Consider the following 19,459-nt stretch of genomic DNA (forward strand, 5'->3'; position numbering starts at 1 on the left):
TCAAGGCAGAAATGTCACCCCGTCGATCATCCGGCCGAGGTCTCGCCAGACACACCGGTGCTGGCCCGATCTAGCCGCCCGTGAGGCAAGCCAGGCGTGCTCGGGGCAACGAACCTGCCGAAGACCCGGATCAGGGCATGCCGGAGAAACCCTCCAGCATGTCCCGACTTCCGGAAAGGAACGTAATGAATCACCGAAACCATGCCGCCACCGCACCAAGGGGCACGCGCGTCGTTATGACCGGTGCCGGCGGGAACATCGGCCGTGGCCTCGCCCCACGACTCCTAGCCGCTGGATACCAGTTGACCCTCTCCGACCTTAAACCCGTTGGTGGACTGGTTGCGGAAGCACGCTTCGACGCGGCGGACGTCCGGACGGGAGAGGGCCTCCAGGCCGCGATGGTCGACGCCGACATTCTCGTGCACCTGCCGGCCCTGCACGGCATCCACGTCGCCGATCACACTGAAACGGAATTCTGGGACCTCAATGTAAATGGCACCTTCCGCACCCTGCAGGCGGCCGTCGCCGCCGGCGTGGGGAAAGTGGTCTGGCTTTCCTCGCAGGCTTGGCATGAGCCGAACGACGTCTACGGATTCACGAAAGTCATCGGCGAGCAGCTTTTGGAGTACCACCGGAGGCGCCACGGCATATCATATGTTGCGGTCCGCCCTGCTTCGCTGGTGCCCTGGACGGACTGGGCCCGTGACTATGGTCGCGGTCTGCTCTACGAGCGGGTAGATCGCAATGATGTGCTCGACGCCATCGTGTTGTCAGTGGACTATGTGGCAGCAAACGACGGCGGGCTGGTGTTGGATGCCCTTCATCCGGACGCAGTCCCGGCCGCAGACCTGGCCGAGTGGAAACTTGACCCAATCGGCACCGCAGACCGCCTTTTCCCCGGGGCCCGGGCCGTCGTCGAGCGGTTCGGCCTGGATATTTCAGCCCCTCCCGTAAAGCCAAGTAAAATCGGCTGGACCGAGACAGGCTACGCGCCGAGCCGTGACTTCGGAACGTGGATCAATCAGGTCACCGGACTCAGCGACGATCAGGTGAAAGCACGAACCAGCGACTACTGAACGTCATCAAGTTGAGGGGCGACGAGGCTCATAGGAGTGGACCTCACACCAGGGACTGACCCGGGACGGTGTCTGGGCCGGCGTGAATCCGGCGGCGGACATAGGGACGGTGCCCCATAACCTGGGACTGGACCCTCTCAGTGATGCGGGTTCGGGAGAATAACTTGACGGAGATATGTGAGCTGTATTACGCTCGATCACCAGGCGGTTAGTTATACGAATGACTAATGCAACACACAGCGAAGGAGGTGTCAGGTTGCGCAGGCAAAATTTGAACTCAGGACCGACCATGCACGACGTGGCGGCTCTGGCAGGGGTATCCCAGGCCACCGTGTCGCTCGTCCTCAACGACGTCAGCGGGTCCCGGTTTTCACGGAAGACCAAGGACAAGGTGGAAGCGGCCGTCGAGCAGCTCGGATACCGGACGAATGCGCATGCCAAGGTCCTGCGTGATGGCGTCTCCGGCATGGTCGGCTTTGTCGGCGACGTCGTGGCCAGCGCCCCTTTCGCAGGCAAGATCATCGAGGGCGCACAGGAGCGCGCCTGGGAATCGGGACTTCTGGTCCTGGCTGTAAACACCAATGGAGACAGGGAGCTTGAGCGCGCTTCCTTGGAAGCGATGCTTTCGTACAAGGTCGCCGGCGTGGTCTACGCGTCCATGTACCACCGGAAAGTGGACGTGCCGGCTGCCTTGCTCGGCGTTCCGTCCGTAGTGCTGAATTCCGAAGACCGCGACCGCCGGATCCCCAGCATCGTCCCGGACGAGGAACTCGGCGGGTACGCCGCGACGAAACGACTCCTCGATGCAGGGCACCGCCGTGTGGCCATGCTCAATATCGAGACTCTGGAAAGCGGACTGCCCGCCGCACTCGGGCGTTACGCCGGCTACACGCGGGCACTCAACGAGGCCGGATTGACCGTCGATCCGACTATTGTCCGGTTCGGGGACGGCAATCCCGGCGACGGCCTCCGGTACACCCACGAGGTCATGGCCGCAGGCGACCCTCCGACGGCCATCTTCTGCGCCAATGACCGAACCGCCTGGGGCGCATATCAGGCGCTGGCCGAAATGGGACGCCGGATACCTGAAGACGTTGCCATCGTCGGTTTTGACAATCAAGAGACTCTGGCGCCGTATCTTCAGCCGGGGCTGACCACCATGGACCTGCCGTTTGTCGCTATGGGCAGGCGCGCAGTCGAAATGCTCATCGAGGGCGGCGAACCGGACGGCCGGATCGAAGCCCTCGAATGCGCCCTAATTGAACGGAGTTCAGTGACGAATTCAGGTAAAGCGGCATGAGCCGCGCAACTTCGACTAGGACCCGGGCCGCCGGTCCGCATCCAGTCAAAAGACCATTGTCCCTCCGGATGAAACGGGTGGCCAGCACCTGGCAGTTATACGTATTACTAACGCCTGCGCTGATTTACATTGCCGTGTTCAAGTACTGGCCGATGTATGGCGTTCAGATCGCGTTCCGCAACTACAACCCGGTGGACGGTTTCCTCGGCAGCCCATGGATTGGGCTGGCCAACTTCCAGCGGTTCGTCTCCTCGTTCCAGTTTGAGCGAGTCCTGGAAAACACCGTCTGGCTCGCGGTCCTTGGCCTTCTCATCGCGTTCCCGGTGCCGATTGTCCTGGCCCTGCTGGTCAACCAGCTGCAGGCCAAGCGGTTCAAGCAGCTGACCCAGACGGTGTTGTATTCGCCCGCCTTCATTTCCACGGTGGTGGTTGTAGGCATGATGTTCGTACTGCTCTCTCCGCGGTCGGGTCTGATCAACAATGCTCTCCAGCTCTTTGGTGGCCAGCCTGTGTTCTTCATGGGATCGGCCGACTGGTTCCGACCTGTGTACGTGGTGTCGGACATCTGGCAGCAGGCCGGATTCTCCATGGTCGTCTACCTGGCCGCTCTGACCAGCATCGACCCTGCGCTGCATGATGCTGCCAAGGTCGACGGAGCGAATAAGTTACAGCGGATCCGGCACATCGACATCCCTGGAATCATGCCTGTCATCACGGTGCTGTTCATCCTGGCAATCGGCAACCTGCTCAACGTCGGCTTCGAAAAAGCCCTGTTGATGCAGACGAACCTGAACACGCAGACGTCTGAAATCGTCCAGACCTACGTTTACCACGCGGGACTGCAGCAGGCGCAGTTCAGCTACTCCGCCGCTATCGGCCTGTTCAATTCCTTGCTCAACCTGGCTCTCCTTGTGACCTTCAACTGGGTGGCCCGCCGCGCAACCAAGACAAGTCTGTGGTAACCAAATGACAACCAGGACCATCCCCTCTCAAGAGCTCTTCCGCGAACGCCGGCCAGCAGACCCGTACAAGGTTCCGCTGCGCGCCCGGTTGGCCGATCCGGCATTCAACACCCTGGCAATCACGATCCTGCTTGTTGCAGTTGCCGCCGTGGCCTACCCGCTGTATTTCATCGTCATCGCCTCGGTCAGCGACCCGAACCAGATCTACGAAGGCAAGGTGTGGTTCCTGCCAGCGGGCTTCACCCTCGAGGGGTACCAGCGGATTTTCGCTGATCCGGCCATCTGGCGCGGTCTGGGCAACTCCGTGCTGTACACGGTGACGGGCAGCATCATCAGCGTCGGTTCCATCCTGGGTGCCGGCTATGCCCTGTCCCGGAAGGACCTGCCCGGTCGAAAGTTCATCATGCTGCTGTTCATCATCACCATGTTCTTCGACGGCGGCCTAATCTCCCGGTACCTGGTGGTCCGTGACCTGGGATTGCTGAACACCATGTGGGCGGTAATCCTGCCCGGGGCCATAGGGGTCTGGAACCTCATCATTGCCAGGTCGTTTTTTGAACACAGCATCCCCGACGAACTGCGAGAAGCAGCACAGCTCGATGGCGCCTCGGACTTCCAGTTCTTCTTCCGGATGGTCCTCCCGCTGTCCAAGCCGCTGATCATGCTCATGCTCATGATCCACGTCGTCGGCAACTGGAACTCCTTTTTTGATGCCCTGATCTACCTCAACGATGACACCAAATACCCGCTTCAACTGGTGCTGCGGAACATCCTCATCCAGTCCGACGTCGCCGCGTCAGGAAACCTATCGGGCGACGTCGAGTCCTATGCCGCTGCGCAACGGGTCGCCGAACTGACCAAGTACGCCATGATCGTCATCTCCAGCCTGCCCCTGATGATCGCCTTGCCGTTCATGCAGAAGCACTTCACCAAGGGCGCCCTCATCGGTGCCGTCAAAAGCTAGAACGATCCCCACCAAAACCTAAATTTTGGAACCCCTGAAAGGGAAACCCATGATAAACAACCGGGCTCGGGCCACAGTTGTGGCGATCGACCAAACCGGCTGCGACCGGTTCAACACGAAATGAAGGCACAACCGGGTCCGGCCGGACCGACCGCACACGGCTTCCTAGGAGGCAGGGTCACCCGTCCGCTCCTTGACCTCACCTTCCGCGGAAACCCTGTTCAACCTGCCGACGCAGACGGATCCAACGCGCGCATCATTTGCTCTGAACCGCCGGAGCAACGCGCGGTATTGCTCGCGCCACGACAAGGACCGACCACTGACAGTTCCGCCATATACCTGGACGGCTGGTCGACGTGGGTGGAGATCCAGTTCACCCCCTCCAATGAGCCCGCCCTCACGGTGACGGCCTGGTTCGCCCCGCGCGCCTTTGCACGCGGCGGAGCACATGGTTTCACAGCAATCATCGATGCGCTCGAGCTGAACACCGGGTTCGCGCTGGGCCACGACAGGTCAGGCCATATAGCGGCACTGGTCGGGCCCATCACGTTTGTTGGCACTGGCCGTCTCAAACTCGATTCCTGGAATCACCTGGCACTGTCCATCGCCGATGGCCGTGCCGAACTCCGCGTCGATGGCAAACCAGCGGGCACCTTCGATGCGCCCCCCGGCGACATCCGGCTTCCCGCCCGAATGACCCTCGGACGGTCAGCGGACAGCGACCTCGTCGAGGGCCTGTTTCCCGCCGCTGCGGCGTGCGGCTTGCTCGGACCCGTGAGGGTGTTGACCGCGACGCACCCGCCGGCAGTACAAGAAGCGGTACACGCCGCCGACACGGCGCCTGACCGTGCCCGGTTCGCGGCAGACCATCATCGTCCGATCGCGCATTTTTCAGCACCGCAAGGCTGGATGAACGAGCCCCACGCCGCGCTACAAGTCGACGGCATGCATCACCTCTTCTATCAGCACAACCCTGCTGGCCCGTACTGGGGGAACATCGCCTGGGGTCACGCGATCAGCGAGGACCTCGTGCACTGGCAAGACAAAACCATTGCGGTGGCGCCGTCATCGACGACCGTCGCGCCCGATGGTGTTTGGAGCGGAAGCTCGGTCACCGCCCCCAACGGTGAACACCTGCTATATCTCACTGCCGGAGATTTCGGCCGGCGCCCTGACCAAACGGTGGCGGTGGCCCGCCCGGCCGGTAGTGGCTGGGCCGTTGATGAACACCCCGTGCTCGAGATGCCGACCACCGTGCCCGGCTCCGCCGAACCCCTCGTGACGGGCCAGTTCCGTGACCCCTTTGTCTGGCGCGACGGGGATGATTGGTTCCTCCTTGTGGGCGCAGGCCTTGAAGGACGCGGCGGCGCGGCCCTCCTGTTCCACTCGCGCGACGGCGATCGATGGGAGCAACAGGAGCCGCTGCTTGTCGGCGACGTTGCCCGATACCCGGCGACGGGTGTGATGTGGGAACTCCCGGTGCTTCTGCCGATCGGCAACGGCAAGGACGGACGGCGCCGGCACGCTCTTTTCATCGCGCCCTGGTGGGCAGGCGAGAGCGAGCATCACCTTCAGCACGTCTGGCACTGGATCGGCGTCTGGGACGGCGCGTCGCGACGATTCACTCCCGATGATCCGGCGCCGAGGGAGTTTGACGGCGGCGGCCATCTCACCGGGCCGAGCGGCACCGTTCTTCAGGATGGACGCAGCATCTTGTGGAGCATCGCGCAAGACAAGCGAAGCCTGGACGAGTATGCCGGGAGTGGATGGGCCCACAACGCCGGCTTCCCGCTGGAACTCGGACTCCACGCAGACGGTGCACTTAGCGTGAAGCCTGTCGCGGAGCTCGGTTTGCTCCACGAATGCCCCGTCGGACCCGATCACACCATCACGGATGCCGAGAGCACAGGGACTGACGTTTCCGTACCACTTCGCGGCAGACATCTCGACCTCGAATTCCGGGTCGAGGGACCCGGGTTCGAGATAGAAGTGCTTCGCAGTTCCGACGGAGTCGAGACGACCGTGCTCGGGGTGACCGGCGCAGAGGTTTGGATCGACCGATCGCGGAGCAGCCGTCGATCGGAGCACACCGAGGGGCGTCGCGGCATTCGCCGCCCCGAATCGCCAGACGTACATGCCCGACTGCTCGTGGACGGCTCGATGGTCGAGCTCTACGTCGATGATCGGGTCTCGCTAACGTCACGCGCCTACCCGGTGAGCGAAGGTGCCGACCAGGTGCTTCTGCGGGTCGCGGACGGTGCCCGAATTCTCTCGTTCTCCGCCCATTACCTCCACTCCGCATACCGACGAAGGAAGGCCGGTTGAATCATGTTCATCCAGTCCGACGTCGCCGCCTCCGGAAGTCCTTGGACGTGGAGTCCTATGTCGCCGCGCAACGGATCCCTGGACTGACCAAGTACGCCATGATCGTCGTCTCCAGACTGCCCCTGATGATCGCCTTGTCGTTCATGTAGAAGCTCTTCACCAAGGGCGCCCTCATCGGCGCCGTCAAAAGTTAGAACAACCCCACCGAAACCCAAATTTGGAACCCCTGAAAGGGAAACCCATGAAGAAGAACCGCGCCCTGGCCACGGTCGGCGTCTTTGTCGCCGGAACACTGATGTTCACTGCCTGCTCCGGGCAAAGCTCGACCGGTATCAAAGATTCCTCGTCGGACTTCGGGCTGAAGCCGACCGGACTGCCCATCGTCGATAAAACCCTGACCTTGCGATTCTCCGGGATGAAGGCACCTCTGGCGCCGGCCTACGAGAGCATGCCGCTGGTCCAGCAATGGGCCAAAGACACCAACATCGACGTCAAGTGGGAAAACCTGCCCGAAAACGTCTACAAGGATAAGAAGAACCTGATCCTGGCCAGCGGGGACCTGCCGGACGCCTTTTTCAACACGGGTTTCTCGGATTCAGACATCTCCACTTACGGAACCAACGGCACTCTTATCCCGCTGGAGGACCTGATCGACAAGTACGCCCCGAACCTCTCACAGATCCTCAAGGATCGGCCGGACATCAAGGCGGCAATCACGTCCTCGGACGGGCACATCTATTCCCTGCCCAACGTCGAGGAACTCGGCTTGGTTGCCTACCCGAACTTCATGTCGATCAACAAATCATGGCTGGACAAACTCGGACTGCCGGTTCCGCAGACCATCCAGGAGTACCACGATGACCTCGTCGCCTTTAAGACGAAGGACCCCAACGGCAACGGCAAGAATGATGAAATTCCTTTGAGTTTCATCAACAACTGGTGGTGCGCGGACATCAGTGACCTGTTCGCCGCCCTGGGCGGCCTGCCGGACAACATCGACCACCGCATCGTCCAAAACGGCAAGGTCATCTTCACGGCTGCGCAGGACCAATATAAGACGGCCGTTTCCGAACTCCACAAGTGGTACCAGGACGGCCTGATCGACCCCGAGTCCTTCTCACAGGACGACAAAGCGTACCTGGCCAAGGGCAAGACCACTGCTGAAAGCCTCGGCTCCTACGTCTGGTGGGAGACCGAAGAAGCCGTCGGCGCGGACCGTGCCAAGGACTACGTGGTGATGCCGGTGCTCAAAGGCAAAGACGGCAAGCAGATCGCCAGTGTCGCCAACGGGCCGGACATCAGCCGCGGCGCGTTCGCGATTACCCGTGCCGACAAGTACCCGGCCGCGACCATGCGATGGGTCGACCGACTGTATGACCCCACCATGTCCGCAGAAACCAGCTGGGGTCCGATAGGCACCGCCTTGCAGAAGGATGACAAAGGTGTCCTCCAGCAGATTCCCGCACCGGCAGGCACGACGGCAGGGGAACAACGTCAGAAAGTAGCCCCGGGAGGGCCACACATCGTCACCGCGCAGGACTTCCAAAGCGTGGTAGCCCCGGAGCCACGGGCCGCCGCACGCCAGCAAACCATCAAGGACGTTTTCAAACCCCACGCCGGGAACGACCCGTACCCCAACGTCCTCCTCTCCAACGATGAACTGCAGCAGCTAAGCACCATCGAAACCGACGTCCAGACGCTCGTTAAGGAAAAGCGCGCCAAATGGATCGTTTCCGGCGGCGTCGACCAGGAATGGGATAGCTACATCGCCCAGCTGAAGTCCATCGGCCTGGACAAAATGGTCAAGATCTACCAGGACGCCTACGACCGCTACAAGAAGAACTCCTAAACACCAGACAGCGGGGTAGGCCGGCGCAAACACGGACCGGCCTACCCCGCCGTATGGGAACCTGCCACCGGATATCACCACACCCACGATCACAGAAGCGAGATCCGACCTTCATGACTGCCGTGACCGCCACGACGGCCGATACTTTCCGACCCGCACTGCACTACGCAGCCCGGAACACCTGGCTCAACGACCCCAACGGCCTCATCCACCATGAGGGCATCTACCACCTCTATTACCAAAACAACCCCCTGGACAATGTCTGGGGAAACATGTCATGGGGACACGCCACCTCCGCAGACCTGCTGACCTGGACCGAGCACCCCGTCGCCATCGCATGCGACGAGACAGAAGACATCTTCTCCGGCAGCGTCGTCTTCGACCGCCACAACACCAGCGGATTCGGCACCGATTCCCACGCGCCGCTGGTCGCCATCTACACCAGCGCGTTCAAGAAGGCCTCCGCACGCGAGGGCATCCAGGCCCAGTCACTGGCCTACAGCCTGGACGGTGGCTACACCTGGACCAAGCACACCGGAAACCCCGTGCTGGACCGCGGATCAGCAAACTTCCGCGACCCCAAGGTGTTCCGCTACGACGGCGACGCCGGTAGCTACTGGGTCATGGTTGCCGTGGAAGCCCAGGACTTCAAGGTGGTCCTCTATAAGTCGAACGATCTCAAGAGCTGGGAGTTGCTGAGCAGCTTCGGTCCGGCGAACGCGACCGGGGGAGAGTGGGAATGCCCGGATCTCTTCCCGCTGCCAGTCGACGGCGACCCGGACAACCTCAAATGGGTCCTCATCGTGAACCTCAACCCCGGCGGCCCCAACAACGGCTCGGCCGGTCAGTACTTCGTGGGAGATTTCGACGGCGTCACGTTCACCTCCGCTTCCACAGTCACCGACGGCCTCCAGGATCCGGCACGGTTGGCCGAGTACCAGTGGCTCGATTGGGGCCGGGACTACTACGCCGCCGTTTCGTTCAGCGACGCCCCGGAGAACCGTCGACTCATGATCGGCTGGATGAACAACTGGGAGTACGCCAACCAGATTCCGACTTCGCCTTGGAGGAGCCCCATGTCCCTGGTCCGCGAAGTAACGTTGCGCACCATTGACGGAAACTTGCGAATGGTGCAGGAGGTCGCAGCGGATCTGACATCACTGAGAGAGCAGAGCCCTTCGTTCAGCCTCGCGGCAGTCGAAATCTCCGACGGCCACCATGTCCTCGACGGCGCGGCCGGCAGCGTCCAACGCATCGACCTCAGCTTCGTTCCCGGAACCGCAGAGGAATTCGGGATCGTCGTCCGCGGCAACGGAGCGCAGGGAACCCGCATCGGCATCCGACCCACCGAAGGCCTCATCGTCGTCGACCGCCGAGAATCCGGGCAAACAGACTTCCACGAGTCCTTCGCTTCCGTCGACACCGCCCCGATCCGGACAACGGACGGCTCCTACGAGCTCGCGGTGTATGTGGACCGTTGCTCCGTTGAAGTCTTCGCACAAGAGGGCCAAGTCACCCTGACAGAACTGATCTTCCCACCCGCGACCAGCAACGACGTCTCCGTCTACGCCGTCGCGGGCACGGCAACCATAAATAACCTCAGTGTCGCTCAATACGCATGAGGGCAGCATTGTCGTCGAACCCAGCGGGCCATCACGGTGCAGCGTCCGTGGCGCAAGGGGCTTGGACGTAGAGGAACTTCGGCTCCCATCCGGAATGGTAACCGGCGCCTCACCCGGGTAGCAAAAACAGCATTCCTCTCACTTTTTAGATCCGCCCCTCGATGGGTCCGTCCTGGGACCACCCACTGCATTTGACACTTGACAAGGAAGAATCGCGACATGGAATACCGCAAACTCGGCTCATCCGGCATGTACATCAGTGAACTGGCCTACGGGAACTGGGTCACCCACGGAGAGCAGATCGACCAGGAAGCCGCCAACGCATGCGTCCGCCAGGCCCTTGACTTGGGCATCACCACTTTCGACACCGCCGATGCCTACGCAGGCACCCGCGCCGAGACAGCACTCGGCGAAGCACTCCAGGGCGTGCGCCGCGAAGGTGTGGAGATCTTCACCAAGGTCTACTTCCCCACCGGCGAAGGCAAGAACGACCGCGGCCTGTCCCGCAAACACGTCATGGAGTCCATCAACGGCTCCCTGTGCCGCCTCGGAACGGACTACGTCGACCTCTACCAGGCCCACCGCTACGACTACGAAACCCCGCTCGACGAGACCATGCAGGCTTTCGCGGACATCGTCCGTGCAGGCAAGGCGCTCTACATCGGCGTCTCCGAATGGACCGTCGACGAAATCCGGGCAGGCGCCAAACTTGCCAAAGAGCTCGGCGTGCACCTCGTCTCAAACCAGCCTCAATACTCCATGCTGTGGCGGGTCATCGAGGAAGAAGTCGTCCCCGCCAGCCAGGAACTGGGCCTGGGCCAGATCTGCTGGTCACCCCTTGCCCAAGGGGTTCTCACCGGCAAATACATACCAGGCCAGGACGCGCCGTCGGGCTCTCGGTTCGCGACGGAGGAAGGCGAGCTGAAAACCGAGCTCAAGTTCATGCGCCCTGAAGTACTCGAACGGGTCCAAGCGCTGAAACCGGTCGCGGAGGAAGCAGGTTTGTCCATGGCCGCCCTCGCCCTGGCGTGGGTGCTGCAGAACTACAACGTCTCAGCCGCCATCGTGGGAGCCTCGCGACCCGAACAGCTCGTGGATAACGCCACCGCCATCGGAGTGAAACTGGATCCGGAGCTGCTGGGCCGGATCGACACGCTCCTCGGCCCTGTCATCGAACGCGACACCGCCAAGGTCGAATCCTTCACCACGCGCCCCTAACTCAAGGCCGACCAGCCCGCTTGTGTGGGGACCAACGGTTCACCTGATTTATTCGCCGAAAGAACAATTAATGAAAGATCAACAAGAGGACAACCCTCATCCTGACAGCGAACATGAGCAGGCGAGTGATCATCCGCTGCTGATCTGGACAAGCCTCTCGCCCGGCGACGTCGTGTCTTTTCGAGGGCCGGACGGCAAAAAATGGGGCGGAACAGTCGAGTCCCGGGCAAGCGACGGGCTCATCATTTGGATGAGGGATGATCTCAACGATAGGAGAGCCTTCCATTTTCGCGAATGCCAGTCGGTACGCGTGACCCGGCAGTCTCATGATTCGATAACTGGACCGATGGCACCTGCTGCGATGTTGCGATGACTCCTATCGAGACCCACGGGGGCACAGCGATAGGCGACCTGCGGCTCAGAGGCATCGACCGCCAGCAGGGTCACTTTCAGAAGCTGAGTGCGCAACCTTCGCCGGCCCTGCAGGAAGGGAACCTGTGTTGTCCGGCGCACATCCAGATTCGGTACCTGTTCCCGGACCCCGGCGCAGCTGCGCGCCGAACTCGATGCCCAGCTGGTTCATGGTCTTGACGTTTGAGTAGCGACCGCACATGCAGATCCAGCAAACCTTGTCTCGTTGACGGTGAATCAGCTGGGCTCCGCCTGGTAGCGGCCCCACCTGACAACAGCGACGGCTAACGTCATGCTGAGGGTGCCCGCGGCAACGTTGCGGGGCACCTTGGTTGTTCGGCGACCCTTCCAGGGCCGGGAAGGAAGCCTCCGGTCAGACGCGGATCCGGGCGCGCGATTCAGTCAAGGGCCTCCATCGGGGGGCACAGGCAAATCACGCATTTCGAAGCCAGGCTTCCGCGCAGTTGGGCGAGGGCACCCCTGCTCGCGCCGGCGCAGGTTCTGGCCGGGACCCGGTCCTAGTGCTGCTCGTACGTCGACTTCGGAAAGCTTCCAGTCCTCGCTTGGTACCGTGATTGCCATACTGTCTTTGGACTGCCGGGTGCCGTGCTCATGTGAGCGAGGAGCGGATCAGAGCCGTGGCTCCAATTGCGATGTATGCGACCGGGGCGAGCCTTGCCGGCATTCGCCGCGCTGTCCCCGGACCCGGAGCAGAGCGGGTGCGGAGGCAGGCGGTTGTGCACCACAAGAGAGTCATTGCCAGGAAGCAGCCCGCTGTCACGACTCCCGCAGCTTCATTGACGCCGTGGAACAGGGGGATATACAGGGCCATGTTGTCTCCTCCGTTGGCGACCGTGATGCCAACGACTGCGAGTGCGGACACGGCCTCTGTTCTCGGGTGCTCCCCGCGGGGCTGTCTGTCCCGGCGCCGGAGTGACTTGAGTCCGATGAAGATCGGGATCAGGGACAAGTACCGGATCCAGGACGTCGGCACATCGTTCACGCCTTTGGCCACGAGGAAGGCTGCGGCAGTGAGCAGTCCGATGCCGATGATCTGGCCCGCCCAGATCCGCACCGTGTTCTTGGCGCCCGTTGCCCTGTCCAGTGCGAAGAGCGCTGTCAGTACCACGAAGTCGTCGAGATTGGTTGCGGCGTAGGTTCCTGCGGCGGTGGCGAGGATACCGGCGTCCATCGCTGCCTCTCAGCGCAGGGCGGAGACTGCGCATGCGCTGCCTGCAAGGCACCCAGCGCCAGCCCGGTCGGAAGAGAAAGGCCGGGCCCGGGCAGAAGCCATGACCTCGACGACCTGGTCCTCGGGCGCGGTTCTAGTGGCTTGCTGGCCGCGGCCGCGCGGCACGGTCGGTTCGCAGCCGGGAACCTTCAGGGCCGTGCCCCCGGGCCGGTCGCCGTGCTCGAGTCTCAACACGTTGAGCAGCCCTTGATCAAACGAGCGGGTGCGAGACCGCTCGACGCCTGTGCGGGGCCGGGGCTGTGTTCTGCGATGCGAGCAGGCATTGCCGGCTCGTCTGAGCGCACGATCTGCAGGTCCATGAGAGTGGGGGGCTCGGCTCCGGCCCGGGAGACGGTGACGGCGGCTGCCTGAGCCGCCAAGGTCCCCGCGGCTGCCAGTTCGGAATTGCTGAACGGCGGTCGTCCCAAGCTGAGGAGTGCTGTGAGGAGGGCGGACATATAACTGTCCCCAGCGCCGACCGTGTCCTGAACTGATGTTGAGACTGGCTCGATCCCGATGATGTCGCCGCCGGATACGAGGAAGGAACCTCCAGCTCCCGCCGTCACGGCGACAACACGACCCTTGCCGGCTATCGTTCTGGCCGCCTCTTGCGCAGTGAGGCTTGGATAGAGGTAGGCCGCATCCTCGTCACTGAGCTTGACGATATCGGACAGGGCCACGAGGCGTTCGAAGCGGGCCAGTGCGCTGGCCGGATCCCCGTTGAGGGCCGGACGAATATTAGGGTCGAAGCTGACAGTCGCGTGCTGGCCGAGCTCGCGGACGATCTCCTCTACCCGGTCTGCGCCAGGGGCGAGGAAGGCCGCCACCGAGCCGACGTGAACGTGGTCAACTTCCGGGAGTAGAGCTTCGACCGGCAGGTGCCAGTCCAAATCGAACGTGTAGCGGGCAGCACCATCGCTCTCGATGTCCGCCAGGGCCGTGGACGTCACCGGGAGGGACCAAGACTCGGGCAGGATCTCGACGTCGGAGGCGCGAAGGCGGGCCGCGATCTCCTCGCCGCGTGCGTCGCGGCCCAGAGCGGTGAGGAACGACGTTGCGACGCCAAGCCGCGCGAGTCCGAGGGCCACGTTCGCCGGAGAGCCTCCCGGGTGCTCGCTGATGCCTTTGGCAGTGTTGATGATGTCTGTCAGCGCCTCGCCCACAACCAACACATGCTTTCCTGGCCAAGCCCCGGACGTCATCTTTTGACGGTTCCCGGGGCTGGTTTCAGTAACTTCCTGGCTCCCGCTATCGGGCGTCCGCTGATCAGCTACGGTCGGGTTTTGCATCTGGACTCCTTATGTTGAATCTGGTTCGAAAGTTGCCGCGGGCTCATGGCGCCGTGAAGGGGTCTGGCGCCGGTTTCCTGCCATGTGGCGCCCACCGGAGAAGATGCCGGGGCAGGGTCTCGTCGCGTGATCCCCTCTCACACGAGACGCCGGCTCTCTCTGCACCTACTTGGGGACAGGAGGTGGCCATTGGCAGCGCTCCCGGTCCGGTTCCGGCAGAGGGCCGATCCGGCTGAGGTACCAGAGGAGGGAACCGCAATTCGGTCGGGAGCGCCCGCCCGCCACAGCAGGCGCCGCTCCGGCTGGAGGGAAAGTGTTTTCAGGTCGACGGGTTCGCGGTCGGGCATTTGAATGACGACGGACCCGTCCTCCCGTCCGCTTCGGAAAGGCTAGGACAGGCTGAAATGCGGTTCGAGCACGCGGTGCCGCGAGAAGGACAGGCAGGTCTCCTCAGGGGTGGGCGTCCCCAGGTCGCGTTCCACGATTGTTCTGCATGGAGCCTCTTCGCTCAGCTCCACGGTCAGCGTCTGACGGTCGTGGCGTGAAACAAGGATTCCCAGGCCAGGGTGCCCGCTGGCTGCATCGATTGCCGTGTCAATGGACCCGGCTTTTTGGCATTGGGGAAGAGCGTGCAGCCGGCAGACCGGGGGTCCGGTCCCACGCCCAAGTGGCTTGTTGGACATGATTTCTTTGGCACGACCCTCACGGGTTGTCCTCCGGACCCCGCACCCGGCCTGCCGAACGGCGGCGGGAATCTTCCATTCAAATAGCGGCAGCCGCCGGAGTCTAGCCTTTGACCGCGCCGACAGTCATACCGGCAATGACCTGCTTCTGGAAGAGCGCATAGATGACGAGCTGGGGCAACAGCACGAGAGTCGCGGCCGCCATCATGCCCCCGTAATCGACCGTGTACTGTCCTTGGAATCGCGATACCGCCAGCGAAACAGTCACCATATCCGGGTTGTTGATCAGGATCGACGCGAAAGGGAATTCATTGAAGACATAGACCACGTTGAAGATGAGGATCGTCGCGATTACCGGTCGCATCAGCGGCAGCACGACGGTCCAGCAGAGCCTTCCGAGCCCTGCACCATCGATGATTGCCGCTTCCTCGAGTTCGGACGGAAACTCCCTCAGGAAACCGGTCAGCAGCAGTGTATTGAACGGAATGGACACCGCGATGTAGGGCAGGATCAGCGCTGCGTACGTTCCGAATACACCGAACGCCAGGTCGAGGCGGTAGACCGGGAAAAGCAGGATGTAAACAGGCACCGCAAGGCCGGCGAGGATGTAGAAACGCAGGCTCGACTGGACTTTCCTGTGCCGGAAGATCATTCGCGTCAATGCAAACGCGGCCGTGAATGAGATCGCCGTTCCGACGGACACAGCAACGACCGCGATCAGGATGGTGTTCCCGTACATTTTCAGCAGCGGCAGCGATCCGATGACCGTCAGGTAATTGTCAAGAGTCAGATTAGTGAGTGAGAACGGGTTTCCGAGGATGTTTCCGCTTGGCTGGAATGAGAGCAGGACGATCCAGAGGAGCGGGAGGACGACGAGGAACGTGATCAAGTAGGCGAGGGCGCCCGAGGCGATTGCCACGGCCTTGCGCCGGGTCCGTTTCGGCTTCTGATGGTCTGGGGTTGTTCCGGGCAAGTCGGTGCTCATGGATTCATCGATGATGTCGGTCGGGGTGGTTCTCATGCTGTCTTCCGCTCGCGCGAGAGGGCCAGGTATGCAACGGAAACGACTGCGCCCAGCACCGTGATGATGACGGCCAGGGCCATGCCCAGGCCATATTTCTGGTTGGTGAAGGTGGTGAAGTACATGTAGCTGACGAGGGTTTCGGATCGGTGGACAGGACCGCCGCCGGTGAGCATGTAGACGAGTTCGAAGATCTTGAAGACGCTTGTGATCATCAGGATGGTGACGATCGCAAATGTCTCGCGCATCATCGGAATGGTAACGTAGCGCAGCTGCTGAAACCCGGTGGCGCCGTCGAGTTCGCTGGCTTCCATGACGTCTTCGGGCAGCACTTGCCGACCCGCGTAGAAGATGGTCATGGCGAAGCCGATGCTGCCCCAGATGAAGACCAGGGCAACTGCGTACGGCGTCAGGGTGTCCCCGCCGATCCATTGGACCGGGGCCACCCCCATGAAACCCAGCAGACGATTGAGAAGGCCGATCTTCGGGTCGAGGATGAAGACCCAGATCAGCCCGACGAGGATCGGCGCGATGATGGCCGGCCCGAAGACGAGGGCGCGAAGAGCCCCGCCACCGGGGACCTTGCGGCGGAGGAGAAGCGCGAGAGCGAAGGATCCGGGGACCAGCAAGACGATACTGACGACGAGAATAATGACGGTGTTCTGCAGCGCCCGCCAGAAGAAGGGGTCCTGCCCCAGCGAAATGTAATTCTGGAGGCCGATGAACTCAGGGTTTCCGAATCCTTGGAACTTGGTGAAGCTGAAGCCAAGGGAGTAGATGACGGGGTAGACGAGGAACAGGGTGAAGAGGATCAGCGCTGGTGCGATCATCACGAGGATCTTCCAGCGGGAACTTATCCATGTCACGGGTTGAGACTTTCTGCTGGTGAAGGGCTGCCGGCGGCTCTGGCGTCGAGAGCCAGAGCCGCCGATCAGTTACTTGGACTGGACGGCGGCCTGGACCAGGTCGACGGCCTGCTGGGGTGTGAGCTGGTTCTGAATCACACCGTAGATGCTGTCGTACATTGCGTTGGCGACAGGGGTCGATACCAGGAGGTCCGGCTGGGACTCCGGGCTCGAAACGCCGGGCGCGCTGGCCGCGTCCAGGGCGCTCTTCAGGGCACTCTGGGTTGCCTGGTCCACCTTGGGCTTGTAGGTCGTGACGGGGGGTTGTCCGTTGTCAACGAGTATCTGCTGGGCCTCGTCTCCGTAGTAGAAGGCAATGAACTTCTTGACGGCGGCGAGCTTGGCGTTGTCCTTCGAGACCTTCGCGCTGACCACAAGGGGCGCGGACGCGACGTTCATGATGATGTTCTGGTTGCCGACGCCGTCTTTGAACTGGGGGCCGGCCCAGAAACCCACGTTCCCTGCAACGGAAGACTTCTGAATGGCGCTGGAGCCCCAAACGCCCGCATCGAGCATGGCCGCCTTGCCGCTGGTGAACTGGTCCACTGCCTGCTGGTAGGTCTGGGTCGAGACGTTGGAAGCGAATGCGCCCGCGTCCCGGAGCTCGGCGATGTGCTGGTAGAGGCGAAGGAAGTCCGCATCGTTGAAGCTTCCAGTGCCTTTCAGGATGCCGTCGATCTTGTCGGCGTAGCCGAAGCGGTCGAGATCCGTGAGGAAGCTCCACACGCTGAAGGCAGACTGATTGGCCCCGTTGGAGATGGTGGTGATCCCCTTTTCCTTGAGCTTCTTGGCAACCGCCAGGAGGTCGTCGAACGTGACGGGAACCTGGAGTCCGTTATCCTGAAGGATCTTCTTGTTGTACCAGAGGCCGGTGAGGAGTCCCTGGTAAGGGACTCCGTAGATGGCGTCGCCGGACGTGAAGTTGGACACCGTGCTCTTGGGGAACTTGTCGCTAAGGCCAAGCTCGCTGAGTACCGGGGAGAGATTCATCAGCTTCCCGCCCTTGAGCATGTCTTCGGCGTTGGACTTGTATACCCAGAAGACATCAGGCAGCGTATCGCTCTGCGCGGCAATGGAGAGCTTCTGCAGATGCTCGGCAACCGCTTCACCCGTGACCTCCACTTTGACGTTGGGATTCGCTTTCTCGAAGGCCTGGATGATGGCCCAGGTGGCCGGGTCGGCCGTCTTGACGTCGGGGTTCTGCATGGACAGCGAGATTGTGGTCGGGCCGTCAGATGCTGACGAGCTCGACGAACAGCCCACGAGGCTGCCCATAGCGGCTGCAGTCACAAGGGCTGCTGCGGCAAGGCGTCGGGCCCGTCCGGGGGTGGTGATTGAGAAGGACACTTTCATCTCCTTTGACGAGCGAGAGGGCGCTGTTGCCATCTCGGATTCGGGTGGTTGGGTGCCCGCCGAAGGGGGCAGTGAACGAGCTACCCAAGTCTTTTTGTCGAAACGTTTGCGCGAAACGTTTGTCTGACGTTAGAACGCGGTGCTGTGATTGTCAAGCATTGGACTAGTCGATGGCCGGTTGCTGGCTAAAGTCTTCCGTGGACTCGCGCCATTCGATGCGCTGCTGGAGCCTGACGGTGCGCGGACTTGCCTCGGGGGAGCGGAGCCGCTCAACGAGCAGATGCACTGCCGCCGCCCCCATGTCGAAGGCGGGCTGTCTGACCGTTGTGACTCGCGGGTGGAACAGATCCGAATTGTCAAAGCCATCGAAGGTTGCGAAAGCGATGTCGCGGGGAGTTGATATTCCCACACGGGCCAAGGTCCGCAGGCTGAGGGCAGCCAGGGGCGTACTGCAGGCTATGACCGCGGTGATTTGGCCGGTGCGGAGTGAATTTTCGAGCTCGTCCGCCACCGCTTCTCTGTCCGTTCCGGTGATGATGAGCTGTTGGTCGAGCCCGAGCCGCCCCTCAAGCGAGGCGTCCGTAAAGCCGCCCATGCGCTCCTGGAGCGTGGGCACGCGGACGTCTCCGGCCACGAGGGCGAAGCGTTTATGGCCGGATACGATCATGTGCGCCACCAGTTGGCGCATGGTTTCCCGGTTGTCTGCGCCGACCTGGTCGAAGGGGAGCTGGGAGAAGATGCGGTCCAGGAGGATCGTGGGGGGCTTCTCCTGTTCCAGGGCCTGGAGCAGGACAGGGTCCGACTCCGCTGCCCTGGCGAGGATCAGCCCGTCCACGCGTCGGTTCAGGAGGGTCTGGACGGCCTTCTTTTCCCGGTCGGCGTTCTCGGCAGAGTTCGCCAGAACAAGAGTGAGGCCGTTTTCCACGGCGGCATGCTCGACGCCGTGGACCATTTCGGCGAAGGCCGGCTCGCCGGCGTCCGAAACTACGAGGCCGATGCTATCGGTCTGGGAACGCCGGAGTGCTCTTGCCAGTGCATCCTGCCGATAGCCCGTGGACGCAATTGCCGCAAGGACGCGTTTTCGCGTCTCCGGCTCCACATTGCGGGTTCCATTCAGCACGTGCGAGACCGTGGATATGGACACCTTGGCCTTGCGTGCAACTTCAACCATCGTCGCCATTGCTCACCTCATCATGTAGCGGCGCATCGTTTGCGCAAGCTTGGAACTACCTTACTCCAGCTCTGGAACC

General features: G+C 62.1%; 17 protein-coding genes. 10 read left to right on the forward strand and 7 right to left on the reverse strand.

All coding sequences use genetic code 11. The features are described from left to right. Nucleotides 1–185: 185 nt before the first annotated feature. From AC1DJW_RS09600 to AC1DJW_RS09645, 10 genes are all read left to right on the forward strand, one after another. Nucleotides 186–1,076 carry an NAD-dependent epimerase/dehydratase family protein gene (locus tag AC1DJW_RS09600; RefSeq protein WP_476901242.1) on the forward strand — a complete coding sequence of 297 codons (891 nt, stop codon included), beginning with the start codon at nt 186–188 and terminating at the stop codon, nt 1,074–1,076. A gap of 289 nt (nt 1,077–1,365) precedes the next feature. Continuing rightward, nucleotides 1,366–2,376, forward strand: a complete 1,011-nt coding sequence (locus AC1DJW_RS09605; RefSeq protein ID WP_476901243.1) for a LacI family DNA-binding transcriptional regulator — start codon at nt 1,366–1,368, stop codon at nt 2,374–2,376. Between the two features lie 134 nt (nt 2,377–2,510). Next, nucleotides 2,511–3,338 (forward strand): ABC transporter permease, encoded by an 828-nt coding sequence (locus tag AC1DJW_RS09610; RefSeq protein ID WP_476901244.1) that lies wholly within the window; start codon nt 2,511–2,513, stop codon nt 3,336–3,338. A gap of 4 nt (nt 3,339–3,342) precedes the next feature. Continuing rightward, nucleotides 3,343–4,302, forward strand: a complete 960-nt coding sequence (locus tag AC1DJW_RS09615; RefSeq protein ID WP_476901245.1) for a carbohydrate ABC transporter permease — start codon at nt 3,343–3,345, stop codon at nt 4,300–4,302. Nucleotides 4,303–4,422: 120 nt separating this feature from the next. After that, nucleotides 4,423–6,627, forward strand: coding sequence for a glycoside hydrolase family 32 protein (locus AC1DJW_RS09620; protein WP_476901246.1), 2,205 nt, complete (start codon nt 4,423–4,425; stop codon nt 6,625–6,627). Beyond that, nucleotides 6,624–6,776, forward strand: coding sequence for a hypothetical protein (locus AC1DJW_RS09625; protein WP_476901247.1), 153 nt, complete (start codon nt 6,624–6,626; stop codon nt 6,774–6,776). The genes AC1DJW_RS09620 and AC1DJW_RS09625 overlap by 4 nt, the downstream gene beginning before the upstream one ends. A gap of 92 nt (nt 6,777–6,868) precedes the next feature. Further along, nucleotides 6,869–8,476, forward strand: a complete 1,608-nt coding sequence (locus AC1DJW_RS09630; RefSeq protein WP_476901248.1) for an ABC transporter substrate-binding protein — start codon at nt 6,869–6,871, stop codon at nt 8,474–8,476. A gap of 113 nt (nt 8,477–8,589) precedes the next feature. Continuing rightward, complete coding sequence (locus AC1DJW_RS09635) at nt 8,590–10,098, forward strand: glycoside hydrolase family 32 protein (RefSeq protein WP_476901249.1); 1,509 nt, start codon at nt 8,590–8,592, stop codon at nt 10,096–10,098. 219 nt (nt 10,099–10,317) lie between these two features. Beyond that, nucleotides 10,318–11,316: an aldo/keto reductase family protein gene (locus AC1DJW_RS09640; protein WP_476901250.1), complete on the forward strand. Its 999-nt coding sequence runs from the start codon at nt 10,318–10,320 to the stop codon at nt 11,314–11,316. Nucleotides 11,317–11,386: 70 nt separating this feature from the next. Further along, nucleotides 11,387–11,689, forward strand: coding sequence for a hypothetical protein (locus tag AC1DJW_RS09645; protein WP_476901251.1), 303 nt, complete (start codon nt 11,387–11,389; stop codon nt 11,687–11,689). Nucleotides 11,690–12,337: 648 nt separating this feature from the next. On the opposite strand, the gene AC1DJW_RS09650 is transcribed toward AC1DJW_RS09645, so the two are convergent. From AC1DJW_RS09650 to AC1DJW_RS09680, 7 genes are all read right to left on the reverse strand, one after another. Continuing rightward, nucleotides 12,338–12,919: a cadmium resistance transporter gene (locus AC1DJW_RS09650; RefSeq protein WP_476901252.1), complete on the reverse strand. Its 582-nt coding sequence runs from the start codon at nt 12,917–12,919 to the stop codon at nt 12,338–12,340. 227 nt (nt 12,920–13,146) lie between these two features. Further along, the gene (locus tag AC1DJW_RS09655) at nt 13,147–14,247 is read right to left on the reverse strand and encodes a PfkB family carbohydrate kinase (protein WP_476901253.1); all 1,101 of its coding nucleotides are present in this window, start codon (nt 14,245–14,247) and stop codon (nt 13,147–13,149) included. 389 nt (nt 14,248–14,636) lie between these two features. Further along, the gene (locus tag AC1DJW_RS09660; protein ID WP_476901254.1) at nt 14,637–14,930 is read right to left on the reverse strand and encodes a hypothetical protein; all 294 of its coding nucleotides are present in this window, start codon (nt 14,928–14,930) and stop codon (nt 14,637–14,639) included. Nucleotides 14,931–15,033: 103 nt separating this feature from the next. Then, entirely contained in the window at nt 15,034–15,951 is a 918-nt protein-coding gene (locus tag AC1DJW_RS09665) for a carbohydrate ABC transporter permease (RefSeq protein ID WP_476901255.1), read from the reverse strand. Further along, nucleotides 15,948–16,817, reverse strand: a complete 870-nt coding sequence (locus AC1DJW_RS09670; RefSeq protein ID WP_476901256.1) for a carbohydrate ABC transporter permease — start codon at nt 16,815–16,817, stop codon at nt 15,948–15,950. The genes AC1DJW_RS09665 and AC1DJW_RS09670 overlap by 4 nt, the downstream gene beginning before the upstream one ends. Before the next feature lie 69 nt (nt 16,818–16,886). Beyond that, on the reverse strand, nt 16,887–18,203 hold the full coding sequence (locus tag AC1DJW_RS09675; RefSeq protein ID WP_476901257.1) for an ABC transporter substrate-binding protein: 1,317 nt from the start codon (nt 18,201–18,203) through the stop codon (nt 16,887–16,889). Between the two features lie 169 nt (nt 18,204–18,372). Continuing rightward, nucleotides 18,373–19,380 carry a LacI family DNA-binding transcriptional regulator gene (locus AC1DJW_RS09680; RefSeq protein ID WP_476901258.1) on the reverse strand — a complete coding sequence of 336 codons (1,008 nt, stop codon included), beginning with the start codon at nt 19,378–19,380 and terminating at the stop codon, nt 18,373–18,375. Nucleotides 19,381–19,459: the final 79 nt, after the last annotated feature.

It is taken from the genome of Arthrobacter sp. 05L417 (genome assembly GCF_056397865.1).

Excerpts from the sequence above, each read along its gene's own strand:
- AC1DJW_RS09600 (WP_476901242.1), top strand. The coding sequence starts at position 186 with ATGAATCACCGAAACCATGCCGCCACCGCACCAAGGGGCACGCGCGTC.
- AC1DJW_RS09605 (WP_476901243.1), top strand. The coding sequence starts at position 1,366 with ATGCACGACGTGGCGGCTCTGGCAGGGGTATCCCAGGCCACCGTGTCG.
- AC1DJW_RS09615 (WP_476901245.1), top strand. The coding sequence starts at position 3,343 with ATGACAACCAGGACCATCCCCTCTCAAGAGCTCTTCCGCGAACGCCGG.
- AC1DJW_RS09620 (WP_476901246.1), top strand. The coding sequence starts at position 4,423 with ATGAAGGCACAACCGGGTCCGGCCGGACCGACCGCACACGGCTTCCTA.
- AC1DJW_RS09630 (WP_476901248.1), top strand. The coding sequence starts at position 6,869 with ATGAAGAAGAACCGCGCCCTGGCCACGGTCGGCGTCTTTGTCGCCGGA.
- AC1DJW_RS09635 (WP_476901249.1), top strand. The coding sequence starts at position 8,590 with ATGACTGCCGTGACCGCCACGACGGCCGATACTTTCCGACCCGCACTG.
- AC1DJW_RS09640 (WP_476901250.1), top strand. The coding sequence starts at position 10,318 with ATGGAATACCGCAAACTCGGCTCATCCGGCATGTACATCAGTGAACTG.
- AC1DJW_RS09645 (WP_476901251.1), top strand. The coding sequence starts at position 11,387 with ATGAAAGATCAACAAGAGGACAACCCTCATCCTGACAGCGAACATGAG.
- AC1DJW_RS09650 (WP_476901252.1), bottom strand. The coding sequence starts at position 12,919 with ATGGACGCCGGTATCCTCGCCACCGCCGCAGGAACCTACGCCGCAACC.
- AC1DJW_RS09655 (WP_476901253.1), bottom strand. The coding sequence starts at position 14,247 with ATGCAAAACCCGACCGTAGCTGATCAGCGGACGCCCGATAGCGGGAGC.
- AC1DJW_RS09660 (WP_476901254.1), bottom strand. The coding sequence starts at position 14,930 with ATGTCCAACAAGCCACTTGGGCGTGGGACCGGACCCCCGGTCTGCCGG.
- AC1DJW_RS09665 (WP_476901255.1), bottom strand. The coding sequence starts at position 15,951 with ATGAGAACCACCCCGACCGACATCATCGATGAATCCATGAGCACCGAC.
- AC1DJW_RS09680 (WP_476901258.1), bottom strand. The coding sequence starts at position 19,380 with ATGGTTGAAGTTGCACGCAAGGCCAAGGTGTCCATATCCACGGTCTCG.